This window comes from Paenibacillus dendritiformis (genome assembly GCF_945605565.1).
Lineage (GTDB): Bacteria > Bacillota > Bacilli > Paenibacillales > Paenibacillaceae > Paenibacillus_B > Paenibacillus_B dendritiformis_A.
Genome location: NZ_OX216966.1, coordinates 5,029,582 through 5,046,968, shown reverse-complemented (window position 1 = coordinate 5,046,968; position 17,387 = coordinate 5,029,582). Strand labels below are relative to the sequence as shown.

General features: G+C 57.3%; 18 protein-coding genes. 15 read left to right on the top strand and 3 right to left on the bottom strand.

The genetic code is table 11. From position 1 onward, the window contains the following. Positions 1 to 22 precede the first annotated feature (22 nt). The 14 genes from NNL35_RS22555 to NNL35_RS22490 all read left to right on the top strand — a co-directional run bounded on the left by NNL35_RS22555 (position 23) and on the right by NNL35_RS22490 (position 14,540). Positions 23 to 973 (top strand): phosphotransferase enzyme family protein, encoded by a 951-nt coding sequence (locus NNL35_RS22555; protein WP_006674867.1) that lies wholly within the window; start codon positions 23 to 25, stop codon positions 971 to 973. An 84-nt stretch (positions 974 to 1,057) separates the two neighbouring features. Beyond that, complete coding sequence (locus tag NNL35_RS22550; RefSeq protein ID WP_006674866.1) at positions 1,058 to 1,420, top strand: DnaJ family domain-containing protein; 363 nt, start codon at positions 1,058 to 1,060, stop codon at positions 1,418 to 1,420. A 971-nt stretch (positions 1,421 to 2,391) separates the two neighbouring features. Beyond that, entirely contained in the window at positions 2,392 to 2,724 is a 333-nt protein-coding gene (locus tag NNL35_RS22545) for a hypothetical protein (RefSeq protein ID WP_006674865.1), read from the top strand. Positions 2,725 to 2,749: 25 nt separating this feature from the next. Beyond that, the gene (essC, locus tag NNL35_RS22540) at positions 2,750 to 6,760 is read left to right on the top strand and encodes a type VII secretion protein EssC (protein ID WP_006674864.1); all 4,011 of its coding nucleotides are present in this window, start codon (positions 2,750 to 2,752) and stop codon (positions 6,758 to 6,760) included. A gap of 18 nt (positions 6,761 to 6,778) precedes the next feature. Further along, positions 6,779 to 7,624, top strand: coding sequence for a hypothetical protein (locus NNL35_RS22535; RefSeq protein ID WP_006674863.1), 846 nt, complete (start codon positions 6,779 to 6,781; stop codon positions 7,622 to 7,624). Between the two features lie 5 nt (positions 7,625 to 7,629). Continuing rightward, positions 7,630 to 8,823, top strand: a complete 1,194-nt coding sequence (locus NNL35_RS22530) for a WXG100 family type VII secretion target (RefSeq protein ID WP_006674862.1) — start codon at positions 7,630 to 7,632, stop codon at positions 8,821 to 8,823. 42 nt (positions 8,824 to 8,865) lie between these two features. Next, positions 8,866 to 9,168 carry a DUF4176 domain-containing protein gene (locus NNL35_RS22525; RefSeq protein ID WP_006674861.1) on the top strand — a complete coding sequence of 101 codons (303 nt, stop codon included), beginning with the start codon at positions 8,866 to 8,868 and terminating at the stop codon, positions 9,166 to 9,168. A gap of 107 nt (positions 9,169 to 9,275) precedes the next feature. Continuing rightward, positions 9,276 to 9,551, top strand: coding sequence for a WXG100 family type VII secretion target (locus tag NNL35_RS22520; protein ID WP_006674860.1), 276 nt, complete (start codon positions 9,276 to 9,278; stop codon positions 9,549 to 9,551). 126 nt (positions 9,552 to 9,677) lie between these two features. Further along, entirely contained in the window at positions 9,678 to 11,630 is a 1,953-nt protein-coding gene (locus NNL35_RS22515) for a hypothetical protein (protein WP_006674859.1), read from the top strand. Between the two features lie 39 nt (positions 11,631 to 11,669). Then, positions 11,670 to 12,422, top strand: coding sequence for a vWA domain-containing protein (locus NNL35_RS22510; RefSeq protein WP_006674858.1), 753 nt, complete (start codon positions 11,670 to 11,672; stop codon positions 12,420 to 12,422). A gap of 17 nt (positions 12,423 to 12,439) precedes the next feature. Next, positions 12,440 to 13,264 (top strand): hypothetical protein, encoded by an 825-nt coding sequence (locus tag NNL35_RS22505; protein WP_006674857.1) that lies wholly within the window; start codon positions 12,440 to 12,442, stop codon positions 13,262 to 13,264. A gap of 138 nt (positions 13,265 to 13,402) precedes the next feature. Then, on the top strand, positions 13,403 to 13,954 hold the full coding sequence (locus NNL35_RS22500) for a ribonuclease FAU-1 family protein (RefSeq protein ID WP_006674856.1): 552 nt from the start codon (positions 13,403 to 13,405) through the stop codon (positions 13,952 to 13,954). A gap of 75 nt (positions 13,955 to 14,029) precedes the next feature. Continuing rightward, entirely contained in the window at positions 14,030 to 14,221 is a 192-nt protein-coding gene (locus NNL35_RS22495) for a hypothetical protein (RefSeq protein ID WP_006674855.1), read from the top strand. A gap of 64 nt (positions 14,222 to 14,285) precedes the next feature. Continuing rightward, positions 14,286 to 14,540: a DUF2164 domain-containing protein gene (locus NNL35_RS22490; protein WP_006674854.1), complete on the top strand. Its 255-nt coding sequence runs from the start codon at positions 14,286 to 14,288 to the stop codon at positions 14,538 to 14,540. A 109-nt stretch (positions 14,541 to 14,649) separates the two neighbouring features. Here NNL35_RS22490 and NNL35_RS22485 read toward each other — a convergent pair whose 3' ends face one another. The 3 genes from NNL35_RS22485 to NNL35_RS22475 are packed head-to-tail and all read right to left on the bottom strand — an operon-like array spanning position 14,650 to position 16,235. Next, positions 14,650 to 14,856: a hypothetical protein gene (locus NNL35_RS22485; protein ID WP_006674853.1), complete on the bottom strand. Its 207-nt coding sequence runs from the start codon at positions 14,854 to 14,856 to the stop codon at positions 14,650 to 14,652. Positions 14,857 to 14,883: 27 nt separating this feature from the next. Further along, complete coding sequence (locus tag NNL35_RS22480; protein ID WP_006674852.1) at positions 14,884 to 15,171, bottom strand: hypothetical protein; 288 nt, start codon at positions 15,169 to 15,171, stop codon at positions 14,884 to 14,886. A 41-nt stretch (positions 15,172 to 15,212) separates the two neighbouring features. Next, complete coding sequence (locus NNL35_RS22475) at positions 15,213 to 16,235, bottom strand: polysaccharide pyruvyl transferase family protein (RefSeq protein ID WP_006674851.1); 1,023 nt, start codon at positions 16,233 to 16,235, stop codon at positions 15,213 to 15,215. A 454-nt stretch (positions 16,236 to 16,689) separates the two neighbouring features. Here NNL35_RS22475 and NNL35_RS22470 point away from each other — a divergent pair, with 454 nt between their 5' ends. Further along, entirely contained in the window at positions 16,690 to 17,376 is a 687-nt protein-coding gene (locus NNL35_RS22470; RefSeq protein ID WP_006674850.1) for an HAD family hydrolase, read from the top strand. Positions 17,377 to 17,387: the final 11 nt, after the last annotated feature.

Here is a 17,387-nt window from a genome sequence, read left to right as displayed (position 1 = left end):
CGTCGGAAAGGGAGAGGGAACAATGATAGAAAATTTTGTGCCCGCAATTGAAGAGGATTACGGCATCGATGCGCGAGGCTCGAGATTGCTTGGAGGGTACTATAACCATGTGTACGAGACGTCAGACGGAGCCATGGTCATCAAATGCTGCCGGTTCGATCGCGAAGATCCGGCCTTCGTGGAGGCCGAGCTTGCCTGGATGAAGCAGGCAAGGAAAGAAGGCCTGCTGGTGCCGGAGCCGGTGCCGGCGAAGGACGGGGGAATGACGGCCCGGCTGGACGGGGAATGGTTCGCTGTCGTTACGAAGAAGCTGAACGGGGCTGCCATTCATCCGAGGGATCCGGAGCAGTGGAACGAGCTGCTTTTCCGCCAATGGGGGGAGACGATGGGGACGCTGCGCCGGGCGGCGCGGCACTATTCGGCGGCTTGGGCTCCGCCGTTCCTGGATTGGACGGACGACCGGCTCGTTCGTGAAGCGCTGACTCCGGCCGGCACCGGCCGCCTCGAAGATGATGCGCCTGTCTGGGAGCTATGGCTCGAGTGCGTTCAGGAGGCGCAGCGCTTCCCTAAGGATGCGGATCGCTACGGCCTCATCCATCACGATCTTCATCACGGCAACCTGCTGCGGGTTGGAGATCGGTTGGCGGTGCTGGACTTCGGCGACAGCATGCGCCACTGGTACGCGTATGATATCGCGATTGCCGCGCAGGCGGCATCGATGAGCGTGCGGAACCGTGAGGAACGGCCGGCCTTCGTATCCCGTTTTTTGGACGCTTTTGCGGCCGGATATGCGGACGCGGACAAGCTGCCTGCCAAGGAATGGGAGCGGGTTCCCTTCTTCCTCCGTTATCGAACCATTTACTCGTATCTGTATCATCGGACGAGCAAGCGGCCGGAGGAATGGAGCGATCAGGAGCAGGCTATTCTGGCACGCATGCGGGAGGATATCTTGAGCGGAGCTGCGTACGCATGAGGCGCCTGCCTGGCCTTGGCTTCGGCAGTGAAGCCGAGTCGGCATACATATAGGATTCGGAAGCGGAGCAGAGGAGGAGCGGAAATGAGTGAGCGGCACGGGGACTGGATGGATGAGATTTTCTCGAGTTACGCGAAGTCGGGCGGGATGGACGAACTGCCCGGCAAGGGCAAGCCGCTGGATGTGGCAAGCGGGGATGCGCTCCAGAGCGTCATGAAAGAAGCACATGTACTCCCTTCCTGGCTGGAGCTTCAAAAAAAGATTCGAAGTCAGCTTGAGCAGCTGCTGCGTCAGATGGAGGAGCTTGGAAGCGAGCCCGAGGACCAGGCGATCGAGGAATTGAACCGCAGCATCCGGACCTACAACTCGATGGTGCCGAATGCGCTGCTGCAAAAAGGAACGATTACGAAGGAAAACATGCGGGCGCAATGGACGAAATGGGAATAATTGATGCTTGGGCTTCCGCGATGCGGGAGCTTTTTTTATCGGCTCGGAGTCTCTGTACTCCTTTTGACCAGTATCCCATAGAGTCAGGAAGCAGAGTAGGCGAGGAAGTTTCTTTTGCCCAATATCCCAGAGCGTCAGAAAATACTATAAACGGAAAATCCTTTTGACCAGTATCCCATTAGAGTCAGGGAGCAGAGTAGGCGGGGAAGCTTCTTTTGCCCAATATCCCAGAGCGTCAGGAAATGTATAAACGGAAACTCCTTTTGCATAGTCTCCCATCCACTCAGTAAGCGATGTTGCATTTTACTCATCTTGTATAATGGACCCGGTTCAAGAACAAGGAATGGTTCAAACTCTCTGAAGCAATCGAGGATGGAGTCGGGAGGTGGAATAAATTCTTAAATAGGCTAATGAAGTGAGGGGCAATCTGAACGACGGGGAGAGTGAAGAAGAAGGACTGCTGCTAAACCTGACCGATTGGGATAGTGAAGATAAGAAGTTACGGACTGACGGATTGGGATAGTGATGATAAGAAGGAATGGACTGAGTGATCGGGATAGTGAAGATAAGAAGGAACGGACTGAGTAATTGGGATAGCGAACGTAAGCAGGCTTGGGGGGGAACCTGAACAGGCATGAGCAGGAACCTGAGCAGGCCAGTGTCCGGCCAGTCAGGCACATACAGGGAAATAGCGAATGTCAGACCCGCGGATGGCCTTGACCTTCTTTTTGGAACTCTGTCACGAATTCCGTTCTTATGGCTCATTTCAACGGGGCAATTCCAATATATACTAAGTACGGATATGGTATAATCATGTATACTAGTCTGTCGTAGAAGCAGTCCTGTCCGCCCCCCGCAATCGGCGCTGTATAGCCCCGGATTGACCGCTATCCGCTCGCGGGTGTAGAGTGAAATGAGACAGGCGGAGCCGGAGCGGCTCTGATCCGTATGGGAAGAGGAGGGCGCTTGCGATGATGCTTACCGTATCTTCAGGAAGGCAGGGCCAGGAGTGGTTCGACATTGAGGTGTCGGAGGATTGCACGGGCCTGCAGCTGAAAGCTATTCTCGGATTGAAATTGTTCGGCGAGCCGCCGAGCACAGACGTGCAATATATACTCGAAGCGAAGCAACCGGAAGGGTTGTGGTTCGTAGTACAGGAACAACAACGGCTGGCGGAGGCCGGGCTGCGCGAAGGCGCGCATATCCGCATCCAACGGGCTTACTCCACGACAACCGACTCGCTTCCTGCATATGGCAGACGAATGCTGTTTCAACCAGAGAAGGACAGGGTAGCGAATAAGTAGCGATTCAGACGAGGAGTTGTTCGCCGTGAACGTACTGTACCAGAGATCACCTAGAATCAAGCCGACGCTGCGCAGGGATAAGCTTGAGATTTTGCGCCCGCCGGCGGAACCGACCCGTCCTACATTTTCGATCATTACGATTATCATTCCGATTATTATGACGTTGGTCAGTGTCGGTTTTTACATATATATGTCGATGACAGGCAAGATGGGCAACAGTAATTATATGATGTTCCAGATGTTGACCATTTTTATGATGCTGACGTCGTATACTCTTCCTTTTTTTATGTATTTGAACAATAAGAAGGTGTACGAGCGCCGCAAGGTGGAGCGCGATCGGATGTACCGCGCCCAATTGGATAAGCATCGGGAAGAACTGCAGGAGAAGACAAGGGAGCAATTGGAGGCCATGCAGGCGATCCATGGCGAGCCCGAAGTATGCTACCAGATCGTCAAGAACCGGAGCAGCAATCTGTGGGAACGCGGGCCGGCGGATGACGATTTCATGCATGTGCGAGTCGGCACCGGCACGGTGCCATTCTATATGGAGATTGAAGTGCCGCGCGTGGACGGCTATGAGCGCGATCCGTTGATCGATGCTGCCCGCGAAGTCGCGGAAGAGTTCAAGCAGGTCGAGCAAGCGCCTATCGCGCTCCCCTTGTATCCAGCCAAGGTCATCGGCATCGTCGGAGGACGGGAAGCGGTAATGAATGCGATCCGCATCATCACGGCGCAGCTGTCGACCCGGCATTCGCCGGATGAAGTGAAGCTGGCCGCCTTCTATGACGAGCGCGAAGCCGCGGAATGGAGCTGGCTTCGATGGCTGCCGCATACGTGGGATGACGAACGGACGCAGCGGTATTTGGCGGATCGCCGCAGCGGGGCGCATCAGCTGGCGGACCAGCTGTTCAGTCTGTTGAACCGGAGGAAGAGCTTCCAGACATCCGGTCAGAAGAAGCAGTATCTTCCTTGTTATGTTGCCCTGCTGTCCGATACGCAGCTGGTGGAAGAGGAACCGCTGTATCCGCTTCTCTTGGAGGATGCGGGCCGAATCGACGCTTGCACGATTGTGCTCTCGGAGAGCAAGGAGCGCCTGCCGATGCAGTGCCAGCTCATCGTGGAAGTAGGCGAATCCGAAGGAACATATACGCATAAGACGGAAGAAGAAGGCATTGTTCGGCATGCCTTTTCCGCCGATCTTATGTCTCTGGAAGGGATGGACACGCTGGCCCGCTATATGGCGCCAATTCGTCTGAAGCGATCAGCCGCCTCTGATATCCCTACCGTGCTGACGCTGTTCGAGATGCTGGGCGTGAAGGAGATCGGCCAACTGGACGCAGCTTCGCGCTGGCGGAAGAACCGCTATCCCGACACGCTGCCGGTTCCGGTCGGCGTGCGCGCCGGAAGCAAGAAGATCATGCTCAATTTGCACGACAAGATCGAGCGCAAGGGACATGGGCCGCACGGCCTGATCGCGGGCACGACCGGTTCGGGGAAGAGCGAGGTCATCCAGTCGCTCATCGCTTCGCTGGCCGCCGAGTTCCATCCCCATGAGCTTGCGTTCATGCTGATTGACTACAAGGGCGGCGGCATGTCGAACACGTTCGTCGATCTGCCGCATGTCGTAGGCACGATAACGAATCTGGACGACAGCTTGATCGAGCGGGCCAAGGTGTCGCTCCGGGCGGAGCTGATCCGCCGGCAGCGCATCTTGAATGATGCCGGGAATTTGCAGCATATCGATGAATATTACCGGTCGGACCGGCGGGCGGAGCATCCGCTTCCGCATTTGGTCATCATTATCGATGAATTCGCCCAATTGAAGAAGGATCAGCCGGAGTTCATGGATGAGTTGATCAGCATCGCCACGATCGGCCGGACGCTCGGTGTCCACCTCATCCTGGCAACGCAGAAGCCGGCTGGCGTCGTTGACGAGAAAATATGGAGCAATACCCGCTTCCGCATCTGCCTGCGGGTTCAGAGCGAAGGGGACAGCCGGGATATGCTCAAAATACCGAATGCCGCCTGGATTACCAATCCCGGGAGAGGCTACTTCCAGGTTGGCAGCGATGAAGTGTTCGAAGAGATGCAGTTCGCCTGGAGCGGGGCGCCCTATCTGGTGAAGCGCAAGGATGAAGACGCCTCGCCTGTCCAGATATATGAGGTCAGGCTGAACGGCAAGCGGGAACCGCTGCTGACCGGAGAGGAGCTCTCCTCCGCGCTGATGGAGAAGGAACCGCCGAAGCAGCTTCAAGTGTTCATCGACCATGTGGCTGAGACGGCCCGCCGCGAGGGGATTGAGCGGCTTCCGGGCCCTTGGCTCCCGCCGCTGCCGGAGCATCTGGAATTGGATGAAGTTCTGGCGCTGCGCCGGGAGGAACCGGAAGGGCCATGGCAGGCGGAGCATCCGGAGACCGAGCTGCGGGCTGCGGTCGGCTTGGTCGACGATCTGATGCAGCAGCGGCAGGAGCCGCTCCATATGAGCATGGAGCAGGGACATCTCGCCGTATACGGCATGCCGGGCACAGGGAAGACGACCTTCGTCCAGTCCTTGCTGATGTCGCTTGCGAAGCAATTCACGCCGGAGCGGTGGCATGGCTATGTCGTGGACATGGGTCGGATGATGAAGGACATTGCCCAATTGCCTCATATCGGTTCAGTCATGCTGGCGGAGGAGGAAGACCGCATCAAGCGGTTGTTCCGCTACCTGGGGCAGCAGCTGGCCGAGCGCAAAGAAATGATATCGGAAGCGGGAGTCAAGACGATCGCCTCCTATCGGAGAGCGGCCCGCGAACAGGTGCCGCATCTCGTCGTCGTCATCGACGGGTACTTGAACTTCCGGACGACCTATCCGGAGGAGAACGAGCTGCTGGAGTATTTGCTGCGCGAGGGCGGAAGTCTCGCCATCACGTTCGTGATTACGGCGAACCGCGTAACCGATATTTTTGAGAAGGTGCGCAGCAATATTCCGCAGGCGGTGTCGTTCGAGCTTGCCGATCCGAGCGACTACTATTTCGCGGTCGGACGGCCGACGAAGGCGCCAGCGCAGCTTCCGCCGGGGCGCGGGCTGGTGAAGGGGGCCGTGCCGCCGCTTGAATTCCAGACGGCGCTGCCGTCCAGCGGACCGGACGAGACCGAGCGGATCCTGCGGCTTCGCGCCGAGATGAAGTCGATCAAGGAGGCGTGGAGCGGCAAGGAAGCGCCGCCGATCCGGCCGCTTCCGGAGCTGGTCCGGCTGCCGGAACTGCTCCAGGAGCCGGGAAGACGTGCTCAGGACGGCAGCGAAGGCTTGTACCGGGTGCCGGTCGGCCTCCGTTCGGATGACCTGGAACCGTTCCTTATCGATTTGAAGGAAGGCCCTCATTTCGTGGTAGCCAGTCCGATGGAGAGCGGCAAAACGTCGTTCCTGTCGAGCTGGATGCTGTCGCTGGCTTATCATGTCTCCCCGGGGCGGCTTCATATCTATGCGGTCGATACCCGGTTCGGCGGGGAAGGAATCAGCCGGTTGTCCGGTCTTCCTCATGTCAAAGGAGTCGCAGCGCGGGAAGAAGAGATTCCATTCCTCGTGCAGATGATATATGATCAAGTACAGAACCGGACGAAGGAAGCGCATGAGCCGGCCCTTTTGCTTGTAATGGACGATGCCGATGATTTATGCAAACAGTTGACTGATTTTTCTGTAAAGGATCAGCTGTCTGCCATTGTGCGGCAGGGCCGGGACCGGAATGTCCATGTCGTGCTGGCTGGAGTTCCATCGGAGTTCCCGACCTTCGGCGTCGATTGGTTCAATGATGTGAAGGCGTCCCAATCGGGATTCCTGTTCGGAACGATCGACGCGAACGACCTGTCCTTCCTGCGCCTGCCGATCTCCGAATCGAACAGCGGCAGCTCCGGAACGAAGATGCTGCCGCCGGGACAAGGATATTTTATGCGACGCAAATTTACCAAATTGAAAGCCGCTTTTCCATATACCGAGTCGTGGACTCCAAATGAATGGTCAGAACGAATTCGCGAACGATGGAATGTACCGGTCTGATGGGGGGTGCATGAATTGATGACGACAGATGATGTTGACAAAGAAGAGAAAATGATGAGAGATAGCATTACGCTGGATGCGAAGGAGTTGTACTTCCTGACCGGTATTATCGGTTCTGACCGTTTATTGGGTATCGAAGATCCGTTTCGCGGATATTTGACGGACGAGATTGCGGAAGAATGGGACCGGGCCAAGTCAGCTCTGCTGAAAAAGGGATATTTGATGGAAGAGCCGAACGGGGTGGAGCTGTCCATGCCCCCGCATGTGTTTTCCAGCGTCGCCGTTACCGGGCTGGCCAAGCGGTCATGCTGGGTCAGGTACTCCCATGCGGGCGAAGCGTTCGAAGGGTACCTCCACATGACGGATGAGATGGTCATCCAGCGCGTGCGGTGCAATGAAGATCCGAACCGGTATACGCTCTATGAGATCGGATCGGTGGAAGAGGCATGCCATGAGCTTATCGAGAGGATGCGCTGGGCCGACCAGCCGGAGACGGATATGACCTCGGTGATTTTGTCCAAAAGGCACTTTCACAAGCTGTATGAGCAGGCGCCCCAACTGACCGTCGAGCAAATGACATGCCAATTGATGACGTTCGACGGAGAGGAAGAAGGGGCACTCGCCCTGGCCCGCTCGATGAAAAATAAAGTTGCGGAAGGAGAATTCCTCTTCCTGGTCTGGAATGAGCAGGATTGGGACGTTCAGGGGCTGGCGTTCATTATTGGCGATTCATGCAACTGGCTGATCCGCAAAAGCTCTAAAGGTGACGAAGATTGGTTGACGGCCACGCCGACGACAAAGGAGCAATTTGCCCAAATGTTCGTGCAGTGGGACCGGCAGCTCGCAAAAGATGAGGGAAGGTGACAACGATGCGTATTCTCGTATATCCGGATGCGCTCCGTGATTTGGGCCGTCAGCTTCAAATTGCGGCGGAACAAATACAATCTATACAATCGTCTCTGAGTCAGGCGCTGCACACGTTGACATGGGAGTCTTCTATCAAGACATCCGTCATGGAAGAATGGCAGCAGGCATCGCGTCTGTCTTCCCAGATTCACGAGTTGTTGTTCGAGCTGGGCAAGCAAATCAGTACGAAAGCGGAGCAATTCCAGACGGCCGATCAGCAGACGAACAGCATTTTGCCGCCAGGGTCAAAAATCGGATCGGCGACAGCTATATTCAGCGGCATCATGATGGGGGGAACGTCTCTTATCCTTCCGGGGGTTGCGCCGGGGCTCGGGACGATCTCGAATCCGAATTCGGCCGTTCGCGCGATGAACGGAGGGGGAACCACCATCGGCTTAAGCTGGAAGCCGACGGAAGCCCAGTTGTATGGCTTCGGCAAGGGCGGCTATGATATGCTGCGCATGCACCGTGACAAATTCAACGTCAATGTGCGGGGGGACGGTTATGTCAGCATCAGCGGGGCCCGATCCGATTACGCGCTGTCGGAAGGGATTCGCGGCACGCGGTACGCCGCTTCCAACGCGTCCAATCACCGCAACGTATGGAAGTTCGTCGATCCGGGCATCGCGATGAAGGAAGCCTTCTCGCTCAAGGGATGGAGCGCGAAGCTGGGCTATGCCGGCCTCGCCTATGACACGGGAACCGCCGTCATGACGGATTACGAAGCAGGAGGGGCCAGCCGCGCGGTGGCAAGCGGCGTAGTGAACGGTTCGCTCGGCCTGGGCACGATGGCAGCCAGCGCCGCCGTCGGCGCTTATGTCGGCTCTGTCGTCCCGGTGGGAGGCACCATCGTCGGGGCCGGCGTCGGATTGGCCGCGGGTGCGGTCATTTCGATGGCATCAGAAGTTACGATTAACGGCAAGTCATTGAAAACCTACGCGGTGGACGCGGTAGACGGCGTCGTGGACAGCGTATCCGACTCGGTGTCGGGAGGGGCGAAGTCGCTCTCAACGAAAGTGCAATCCGTCTCGGACACGGTGGCTGACGGAGTGAAGGCGGTAAAGAGCGGAACGACGAAGACAGCGAAGCGCATCGCCGATTCCGTCTCGGACACGTTCGGGGGGCTTGGAAAATGGTTCCCCGGGACCGGATCTTAACGGGTCAGAGGCGCAATTGAACAGAGAAGGGAAGGGTGCGATTTGAAGAATCAAGCAGAACAACTCCGTCCTACACATGAAAAGACGTTACTTCCGCTGGGCTCGGTCGTATTGCTGCGCGACGGAAGTAAGAAATTGATGATATATGGCCGCAAGCAGCTTCAAATCAAGACGAATCGTCTGTTTGATTATTTGGGCGTCGTCTATCCGGAAGGATACATAGACGAGAACTTTTCCTTTTTATTCAATCATGAGGATATCGACGTTGTCGCCCATGTAGGTTTTTCGAACTATGAAGAAGAAGCGTTTCAAAAAATCCTCCAGGATGTTTCATCGGCTAAGTAAAAGGTAATATGGAAATTAGGTCCGGGGCCTCTTACCGAGTAGGAATGGAATTCATGTACAATTGACCTAGCATTTATCCTATCCATTTCCAAAGGAGGAAGTTAATAATGGCAGGCCGAATTTTAATTACACCTGAACAAGTGGACCAGGTCGCGAATCAATTCAAGCAGGGCGGAGAGCAAAGCCAACAGGTGGTCTCCAGCCTGACGCAAGCGATTCAAGGCATGGAAGGTCAATGGGAAGGGATGACGAAGCAACGCTTCTTCCAGGAGTTCCAGGAAGCGAGCAGACAGATGCAGGCTTTCGTTCAGACGCTGAACGGCATCAGCGAAGAACTGCGCGCGATTGCGAACAAGTTCCGCACAATCGACCAACAGCGCTAATACGGAATGCGGGGCTGTGCTGCCGCTGCGCATGAACCTGATAAGAAAACCGGGCGTTGTAGCGACTCCCGGTTTTCTTGCAGTATGCCGCATTAGGTAACCTGAATGACCACGGGGGGATGGGGAATGTCATTTCAGCCGAATCCGGGAGATTCGATCCGGCTGTACGGAGCCGATTATCTCATTGGAGAGCACCCGGCTGCTCCCGGTCTGGCTTACGCGCAGGCCGGAAGGCAAGGAATCGTATACCAATTGATCCCGCATGACGGCGACATGCAGGAGATGAAGGCGCTCAAGGTGTTCTTTCCGAAATACCGCATACCGGCCATGGTCTACCAGTCGGAGCAGCTGGATGCGTACAGCGTTCTGCCCGGGCTTAGCGTATGCAAGCGGCACATCTTGACTCCTGAAAAAAACGGAGGAATCATCCAGGCGCATACCGACCTGTTATATGCGGTGCTGATGCCATGGGTACATGGCCCTACCTGGTTGGATATTATCGCAGCCCAGCGGGCCCTTACCCGGCGGGAAAGCCTTGAGCTGGCGACATCCCTAGCGCAGATCTGCTCAGGGATGGAGCAAAAAGGATTGGCTCACTGTGATTTGTCTGCGCCGAACGTATTGCTTCCGTTTTTTTCGGAAGTTAACAAGCATCGCAACGGCTCCAAGATCGAGCTCGTCGACGTGGAGCAGATGTACAGCCCGAAGCTGGACCGGCCGGACGTGCTTCTCGCCGGTTCGCCGGGCTATGCGGCGCACCGCACCGTTCAAAGCGGATTGTGGAGCGCGTATGCGGATCGGTTCGCCGGAGCGGTCATTCTGGCCGAGATGCTCGGATGGTCCGACGATAGAGTCATCGGGCGAGCATGGGGAGAGAGCTATTTCGATCAGCATGAAATGCAGACCGCCTGCGAGCGGTACGGGTTAATGAAGCGCTCGCTGGAAGAGCGCTGGGGGACGAAGATTGCCGAGCTGTTCGTCCGGGCATGGGAGAGCCAGGACTTGAGCAGCTGCCCGACCTTCGGCGAATGGCTCATTATTTTGTCCGGCTTGTCCGCTGACGAGCCGGTCGCAGTGCAGTCTCAGCCTCAGCCTGATGGCGGGACGCCGGAGGTCAGGCTGGAGTCCGAACCGGCCGGGCAGGACCCGGTTCCGCCGTTGACCGCTTCCGGCGAGTCCGACCCTTCCGATCCGAATGTGGTCGATCGTCTGTTCAACCAGGCCAGGGAGCTCGAGAAGAAGGGGCAATGGCAGAGCGCGCTTGATGTGTACCGTTCGGCCCATCATTTCGTCTCTGCCGGAAGTCCGATGGAGGTTGAACTGGCGGCCGCTGTCGCTGGCTTGCAGGAACGGCTGCGCGCGGAGCAGGCCCCGTCCGGGAAGCGCCCGTGGATGCGCCGCAGAACCACCGCGCTGCTGGCGGCCGGCATCGTCGTGCTGCTGCTCGGCGCGAGTCCGCTGGTGTATAATATGCTGCAAGCCGACGCGCTGAAGGTGAAGGAGCAGCAGGAGGCGTTGGCCGCGAAGCAGCGGGAAGAGGCGGAGCTGGCCCGCAAGCAAGCGGAGGAGGAAGCCCGCCGCAAGCAGGAGGAAGAGGCGCGGCTGGCGGCCCAGCGGGAGGATGAAGCGAAGAAGGAGCAGGAGCGGAAGAAGCTGGAGCAGCAGAGGCTGGCAGAGAAGAAGCGGGCCGAACAGAAGAAGAAGGAAGAAGAGCGGAAGAAGCTTCAGGAGAAGTATGACAAGCAAGCGAAATATGAGAAGTACCTCCAGTGGAAGCAGCAGCAGGCCGAGGCGCAGAAGCGCAAGCAGGGGGAAGAGGCCCGCAAGCGCAAGGAGCAGGAGGAGGAGCTGAAGCGGATTCGGGAGCGGGATGCGGTTCTGCTCGTGGCCTCCTATAACAAGGCCTACAATTCCGCCAAGCGGGATAATCATGACAAGGCGCGCACGAGCGCGCTGGAATTCGCCAAGCGCTACGAGAAGGATCCCGATTATTTCAATAAGAAGCCTTCGATGTCCGCCCGGGCGGGACATATTTATAAATATTTGAAAGATCGGGAGCATGAGCTTCCCGATATATAGTCCGGAAAGCATGACAGAACAGAGGTGACACCGAAGCGGATGAATTATACCATTCAAGCTTCCCAACGGACGCCGGCGCTCATTATTTATCTTATTGACATCAGCGCTTCGATGAATATGCTGATGGACGGCAAGCGCCGGATTGACATTGTATACGAAGCGCTGTCCTTGGCGATACGGCAGATGGTGTTCCGATCCACCAAGGGCAATCGGCTTACGCCCCGGTACCGTCTGGCCATACTGGCCTACAGCGACGATGTGTACGATTTGCTGAACGGCATCAAGGGCATCGACGAGATCGCCAGTCTTGGATCGCTGCCGGATCTGACGCCGGTCCGGTTCTCGGATTCGGCCAAGGCATTCCGGCAGGCGGAACGGATCCTTGAGGCGGAGCTGCCGAATATGCAGGACTGCCCGGCTCCGCTTGTCTGTCATATGACCGACGGGGTTGCGACCGGAGAAGACCCGGAGCCGATCGCGAAGCGGATTATGCAAATGAGCGTGCCGGATGGCAATGTGCTGGTGGAGAATATTTTCATATCCGATCATATTATGGGCTCGCCGATCGCGGAGCCGCGCCGCTGGAAAGGGATTATGGCGGATACGCCATTCAAGGATGAGCATGCCGAGAAGCTGCGCAGCATGTCCTCCGTCCTGCCGGAGAGTTACCGGGAGATGCTGGTCGAGGCGGATTATCATCTCGCTCCCGGCGCGCGCATGATGCTCCCCGGAAGCTGCTCGGAGCTCGTGTCCATCGGCTTCCAGATGTCGGCGGCGACGCCGGTACGGTAGAGATGGGGAGATTGCGCATGCGAATTGGCCGAAAAAAATCGTCCCGGTATGACACGGCGGTACAGCGAATCCTGTGCTCCCAGCATACGGAGCATCCCGTAACGATCATTGACCACCCGTACCGGTGCAGGTACGGCTATGCGCGGGCGGAGGAGACGGTCCAGCAGCGCGAGAACGGGCAGGACTTCCTCGGACTGCATCTGCAGGGCAACGGCTGCAGCTTCGTGCTGTGCGACGGGGTCAGCATGAGCTACCAGGGCGACTTCGCCGCCCGGTTCCTCGGCGAACAGCTGCTCGGCTGGCTGGCAGACCTGGGAGCGCCGCCGAGCGAGCAGGCCTTCCATGCCTATATCGGAGGGCTGACCGGCCCGGCGACGAAGGAGGTAGAAGGTCTGCCGATACCTCATGGCACGCCGCAGCTGCTGAGGGAAGTGCTCGAAGAGAAGCGGCGCCGCGGAAGCGAATCGATGTTCATCTGCGGCCGAATCGAGCGCGCCAGCCGCAGCGGGCTTCGCAAGGGCAGGCTGTGGCTCGCATGGCAGGGCGACTGCCGTCTGCGCCTGTGGGTGAACGGCACGGAAGTGAAGGCGCCGTTCCAGGACAAGATACGGATCGGCGAGCGTTGGTCCACGTTAACCGGCCCGGTCGGCGGCGCGCCGCATTTGTTCACGATGGAGCTGCCCCGCTCCGGGACGTACCGGCTGCTCTGTTACACGGATGGCTTGCGCGAGCTGGACGGCTGCAGCGGAACGCCATCGGATGCGGAGCTGCAGCGGATGCTGGATCAGCCGCAGGGCGGAGCTCTGACGGATGACGCCTCATTTATTGAGGTGTCGTGGTGAGCATGATGCTCTGATTTTCATATGCCAAGAAAGGACATCGGAAGCGATGTTCTTTTTTGCAGATTTTCTGGCTGAATAACGGTATAATGGAAGAGATTTACGGAGAACGTGTATTTGGAGAGAAGAAAGGTTGACTTCATGAAACGAAAACATGCTGACCGCAGTGACTGGAAACGGATCGAATCGCGTGATTTTGCTATTATGCATCAGGTAACCGAAGATTTTTCAGGCCATGTGACGCTGCTCCATTTCCATGCCGTGCGTGCGCCGCTTATCAAAAAAATGGACGGCAGAAAGCTCGTACTGGCGGATGCCGGCTATTATTGGATGCAGCATTTCCCGCAGGGGGAGCGATATTCCGTGACGACGATGCTGAACGACAAGGAAGAAGTGGTCCAGTGGTATGTGGACATCTGCGAGCCTCCCGAATTGGACGAGCGCGGAATTCCATATTATGACGATCTGTACCTGGATGTCGTCCTGCTGCCGTCAGGGCAGATTTTTTTGCTGGATGAAGAGGAATTGGATGAGGCGCTGCGCCTGGGACGGATTGCGGAGGAACAGTACCGGCTGGCGTCCGAGGAAGCGCATAAGTTGATGGAACACATAACAGAGCTGGCTGCCGTGCGGAACGGGATGCATGATTTCCGCAAGCTGAAGCCGCTGCTGCGCCCTGATCCGAACGGATAGGGGGTAGGGATGCTTGCCGGCTGCGGCTGGCGGGGAAGGCGGAGGACCGAATCATGGCTGAGGGAGGTGTGTTCGATGGGTAGCGGATTCATTTCATTTTTTGGATTTATCCCGCTTATGATCTATATGGTGGTGTTCGTCCTTGGCGTCTACGTGAGTATTCTGGTTATCCGGGCGCTGCACCGCGCAATCCGATGGCAGGACTTGTCTATTTGGGAGAAGCAGAGCCGGATGGGACAGCCTCCGGTCTATCCGCCGGAACGCTGACGCGCAGGCTATGGCTTTGATTCAAGTTTTTCAAGTTCAACGCAGGGAATGAAGGAGGAACGGCATGAACCCGATTAAGCTGCCCAGAGAACATAAGGAACATATTATGGAGCAGGTGAAGCATTACTTTGCGGAAGAACGCTCGGAGGAGCTTGGAGATATCGGAGCGGAGCAGCTCGTTGATGTTATGATCAAGGAATTAGGCCCGCATCTGTATAACCAGGCGGTTCAGGATGCCAGGAAGCTGCTTCTCGAGCGGATGGCCGCTCTGGAAGACGATCTGTACGCGCTGGAGCGCCCCGTGCAAGGACACCGTTAAGCGGCTCCACCGCCTTGCACCCGGGAGCCGGGCAGCCGCTGGACCCGAGGAATGGCCACAGCGTTTAGCGGCAGTGCCAGGGCGCACGTTCCCGTGCGCCCCGGCGTCATCATCCGTCTGCAGGAATGCGGACGAATTCGATCGATTGCAGCGGAATGGCGGCGGTTTGCCCGGAAGGCCCGTTCAGAATCGGCGGAACCTTGAGGGTGAGGGTGGAACTGCCGACGGATTGCAGCGTCCCCGCCGTCACGCCATGAGCGGTAATGATTTCGACCACCGTCCCGAGATACCCCCGCAACAGTTGGCGAAAGTTCATCGCGAAAGTCTCCTCTCTTCTTGTCGATTATTGGACATACGTCACTTTGGCAAACGGAATGATCGCGCGAGCGCCGGCAGTCTCCCTTAGCTGCAGCACGCCGGAGCCTACGCTGAGAAGTACGCCCCGCACCGCAGCGCTTGGGGTACAGACCACGATCTCCGTCCCCACTTTGAACTCCAGGAACCGCCTTAATTCTTGGTTAGGCACGACCCCCGAAGCTACTTCGTCTATTCCGCGAGCCAACTCCTCCACTTTTTCCTCCAGATGACGAACCTTTCTTTCAAGCCGGCCGTATCCGAACCATAACGACATCTTCCTTCCTCCTCTCCACGATCAATATGTTCAGACGGCCATCAGTACCGGCGATGCTGCGGGCATTGCTGCTCTATATCCGCCTTCAGGCGGCGAAGCTGGCGCACACTCTCTCGTTCGGCTTGGCGAATGCGGGGCAGCGCCGCTTGCGCCTTGGCCTGGCCGTGTTCGAGGAAGTCCTCGATTCGCGGCCAATAGACTTCTTCCGGCTCCTGATAGGAGCAGACATATTCCTCCATGCCGAACTGCCTGAGCAGGCTGCGGATCTTGCTCATCGTGCTGAAGGCGAACACGGGCTTCCCGGCGCGCAGCGCGGCGAGGGAAGGATGGAGCTTGTAGGAGATCAGCATATCCATGGACTGGATGAGGCTGTAGGCGACGTCCAGCTCCATGAGCAGCGGCAGCGATTCGACGGAGGCGCGGGGATCGCGAGCCTTCATGGCTTGGTACAGCCGATTGCACATGTCGAAGTCGGAGAAGGCATTAGTCGGATGATTGGTGACGGGAATGAGGGCGAGATGGAAGCCTTGGCTGGACAACCGAAGGAAGAGCCGCAGCATTGCTTCGAACGGGAAGGAGGAATAGGCGAATACGACGATGCCGATCGTGGGCCTGTCGGACAACCGCTTCACGGGGAAGCGGGGTTCTTGATAGCCGAAAGCGATGTCCGGCGCCATCGTCGGATACGGGTGCAATCCGGCCCGGGAAGCGATAGCGAGCGAATGGGCGTCGCGGAATACGGCCTTTTTGGCCCGCTGTATCCGTTCCCGGTACCGATTGAGCTGATCTTCCGGCCAGGTTTCTTCCGGATAAGCATCGACAATGCCGACGCCGTACACCCAGGTCGGATGATTGCGCAGCGCCGCCGGGAAGTAATAAGGGTTGAAGGCATACGGCGTAATCAGATCTCCGCCTCCGATGATGACGGCATCGGTATCATCCGGGCTCATTTGCGGCAGCCAGGGGTAGACGGCATGCCTGTCGAACCGCTTCTGCAGCGTCCGCAAGCATAAATCGTCACCGAAGTTCCCCATCCCGTAATATCCGCATACCGCAATTTGCATCATTGCACCTCCTCTATTTCAAAATGAACCGGCCAGCCCAGCCCGAAAAGCGATCGCGGTTGAGCTGGCTGTTGCTTGACGCCATCCTCTCTACCATATGCGCGATTGATAGAATCGAGATTCCGCCTTCGCCTTTTGTTGCGCAAAATCATTATTTGCCATGCCGCTTGCTTGCCGCGCCGGCTCATTTTCGTGGTGGGGCGCAAGGCATTTGAATGAAGAGTTGCCTCGCATTCCTAGTTCAGTCAGCCTATCCGGGAGGCCCCAAGTCCCTTTTTCAGGAAATGACTCTCTTATTGCGAAACAGGTTTGCTATACTGAAAGTATTCTCGACGCTTCTCGACAGGAGTGTGCAGCGCAGGCAGTCCGGCCCGGAACGTGCGGGCAGGTACAGGCGAGGCGCCTTCATACGGAACATCGGCCGGAAGTCATACGGATAAGGGGATGGGACGTCATGGCGAAGTACAAGGCCCTTTTTATTAACTTCTATGGAACGTTGGTATGGGAAGATGAGAACATTTTGCAGATTGTATTCCGCAATATCCAGGTGAATTCGCGCCGGGAATGCAGCCTGCAGGAGATTGGCACTTACTGGTGGCAGAGCTTGTCCAGGCTGCTTCTCGATAGCTACGGCAGCGCTTACCAGAGCCAGCGCCAGCTCGCGTGGGAATGCCTGGCCGAGACGCTGATTTATTTTGATTCGTTCAGCCGGCCGGACGATCTGCTGGCGCTTCAGTACGCCAACTGGGAGCAGCCGAACCTGTACGAGGATGCGAGACGGTTCGTGGAACAGGCCCGCCAATCCTATCCGGTCTATATTTTGTCGAATACGGATCGGGCCGATATCGAGGCGGCTCTGCGCCTGCATGATTTGCAGGTGGACGGGGTCATTACGAGCGAGGATGTCCGCGCCTACAAGCCGCGGCCGGAGATGTTCCGCTGCGCTCTGGACCAGTTCGGCGTAAAGCGGGAAGATGTGTTACATATCGGAGATTCCTTGAGCGGCGATGTGGGGGGCGCAACGAATGTCGGAATCGATACCGTCTGGCTGAACCGGAAGAACAAGCTGGGCAGATTTCCCCATACCCGGTTCATCTGCAGCGATCTGTTTCAGTTGTCTTCTTATTTGCTCCAAGCATGAACGCGGCGGGC

Coding starts and splice junctions, on each gene's coding strand:
- NNL35_RS22515 (WP_006674859.1), top strand. CDS start 9,678: ATGTCATTTCAGCCGAATCCGGGAGATTCGATCCGGCTGTACGGAGCC.
- NNL35_RS22470 (WP_006674850.1), top strand. CDS start 16,690: ATGGCGAAGTACAAGGCCCTTTTTATTAACTTCTATGGAACGTTGGTA.
- NNL35_RS22510 (WP_006674858.1), top strand. CDS start 11,670: ATGAATTATACCATTCAAGCTTCCCAACGGACGCCGGCGCTCATTATT.
- NNL35_RS22535 (WP_006674863.1), top strand. CDS start 6,779: ATGACGACAGATGATGTTGACAAAGAAGAGAAAATGATGAGAGATAGC.
- NNL35_RS22500 (WP_006674856.1), top strand. CDS start 13,403: ATGAAACGAAAACATGCTGACCGCAGTGACTGGAAACGGATCGAATCG.
- NNL35_RS22545 (WP_006674865.1), top strand. CDS start 2,392: ATGATGCTTACCGTATCTTCAGGAAGGCAGGGCCAGGAGTGGTTCGAC.
- NNL35_RS22520 (WP_006674860.1), top strand. CDS start 9,276: ATGGCAGGCCGAATTTTAATTACACCTGAACAAGTGGACCAGGTCGCG.
- NNL35_RS22505 (WP_006674857.1), top strand. CDS start 12,440: ATGCGAATTGGCCGAAAAAAATCGTCCCGGTATGACACGGCGGTACAG.
- NNL35_RS22495 (WP_006674855.1), top strand. CDS start 14,030: ATGGGTAGCGGATTCATTTCATTTTTTGGATTTATCCCGCTTATGATC.
- NNL35_RS22475 (WP_006674851.1), bottom strand. CDS start 16,235: ATGCAAATTGCGGTATGCGGATATTACGGGATGGGGAACTTCGGTGAC.
- NNL35_RS22550 (WP_006674866.1), top strand. CDS start 1,058: ATGAGTGAGCGGCACGGGGACTGGATGGATGAGATTTTCTCGAGTTAC.
- NNL35_RS22480 (WP_006674852.1), bottom strand. CDS start 15,171: ATGTCGTTATGGTTCGGATACGGCCGGCTTGAAAGAAAGGTTCGTCAT.
- NNL35_RS22490 (WP_006674854.1), top strand. CDS start 14,286: ATGAACCCGATTAAGCTGCCCAGAGAACATAAGGAACATATTATGGAG.
- NNL35_RS22555 (WP_006674867.1), top strand. CDS start 23: ATGATAGAAAATTTTGTGCCCGCAATTGAAGAGGATTACGGCATCGAT.
- NNL35_RS22485 (WP_006674853.1), bottom strand. CDS start 14,856: ATGAACTTTCGCCAACTGTTGCGGGGGTATCTCGGGACGGTGGTCGAA.
- NNL35_RS22530 (WP_006674862.1), top strand. CDS start 7,630: ATGCGTATTCTCGTATATCCGGATGCGCTCCGTGATTTGGGCCGTCAG.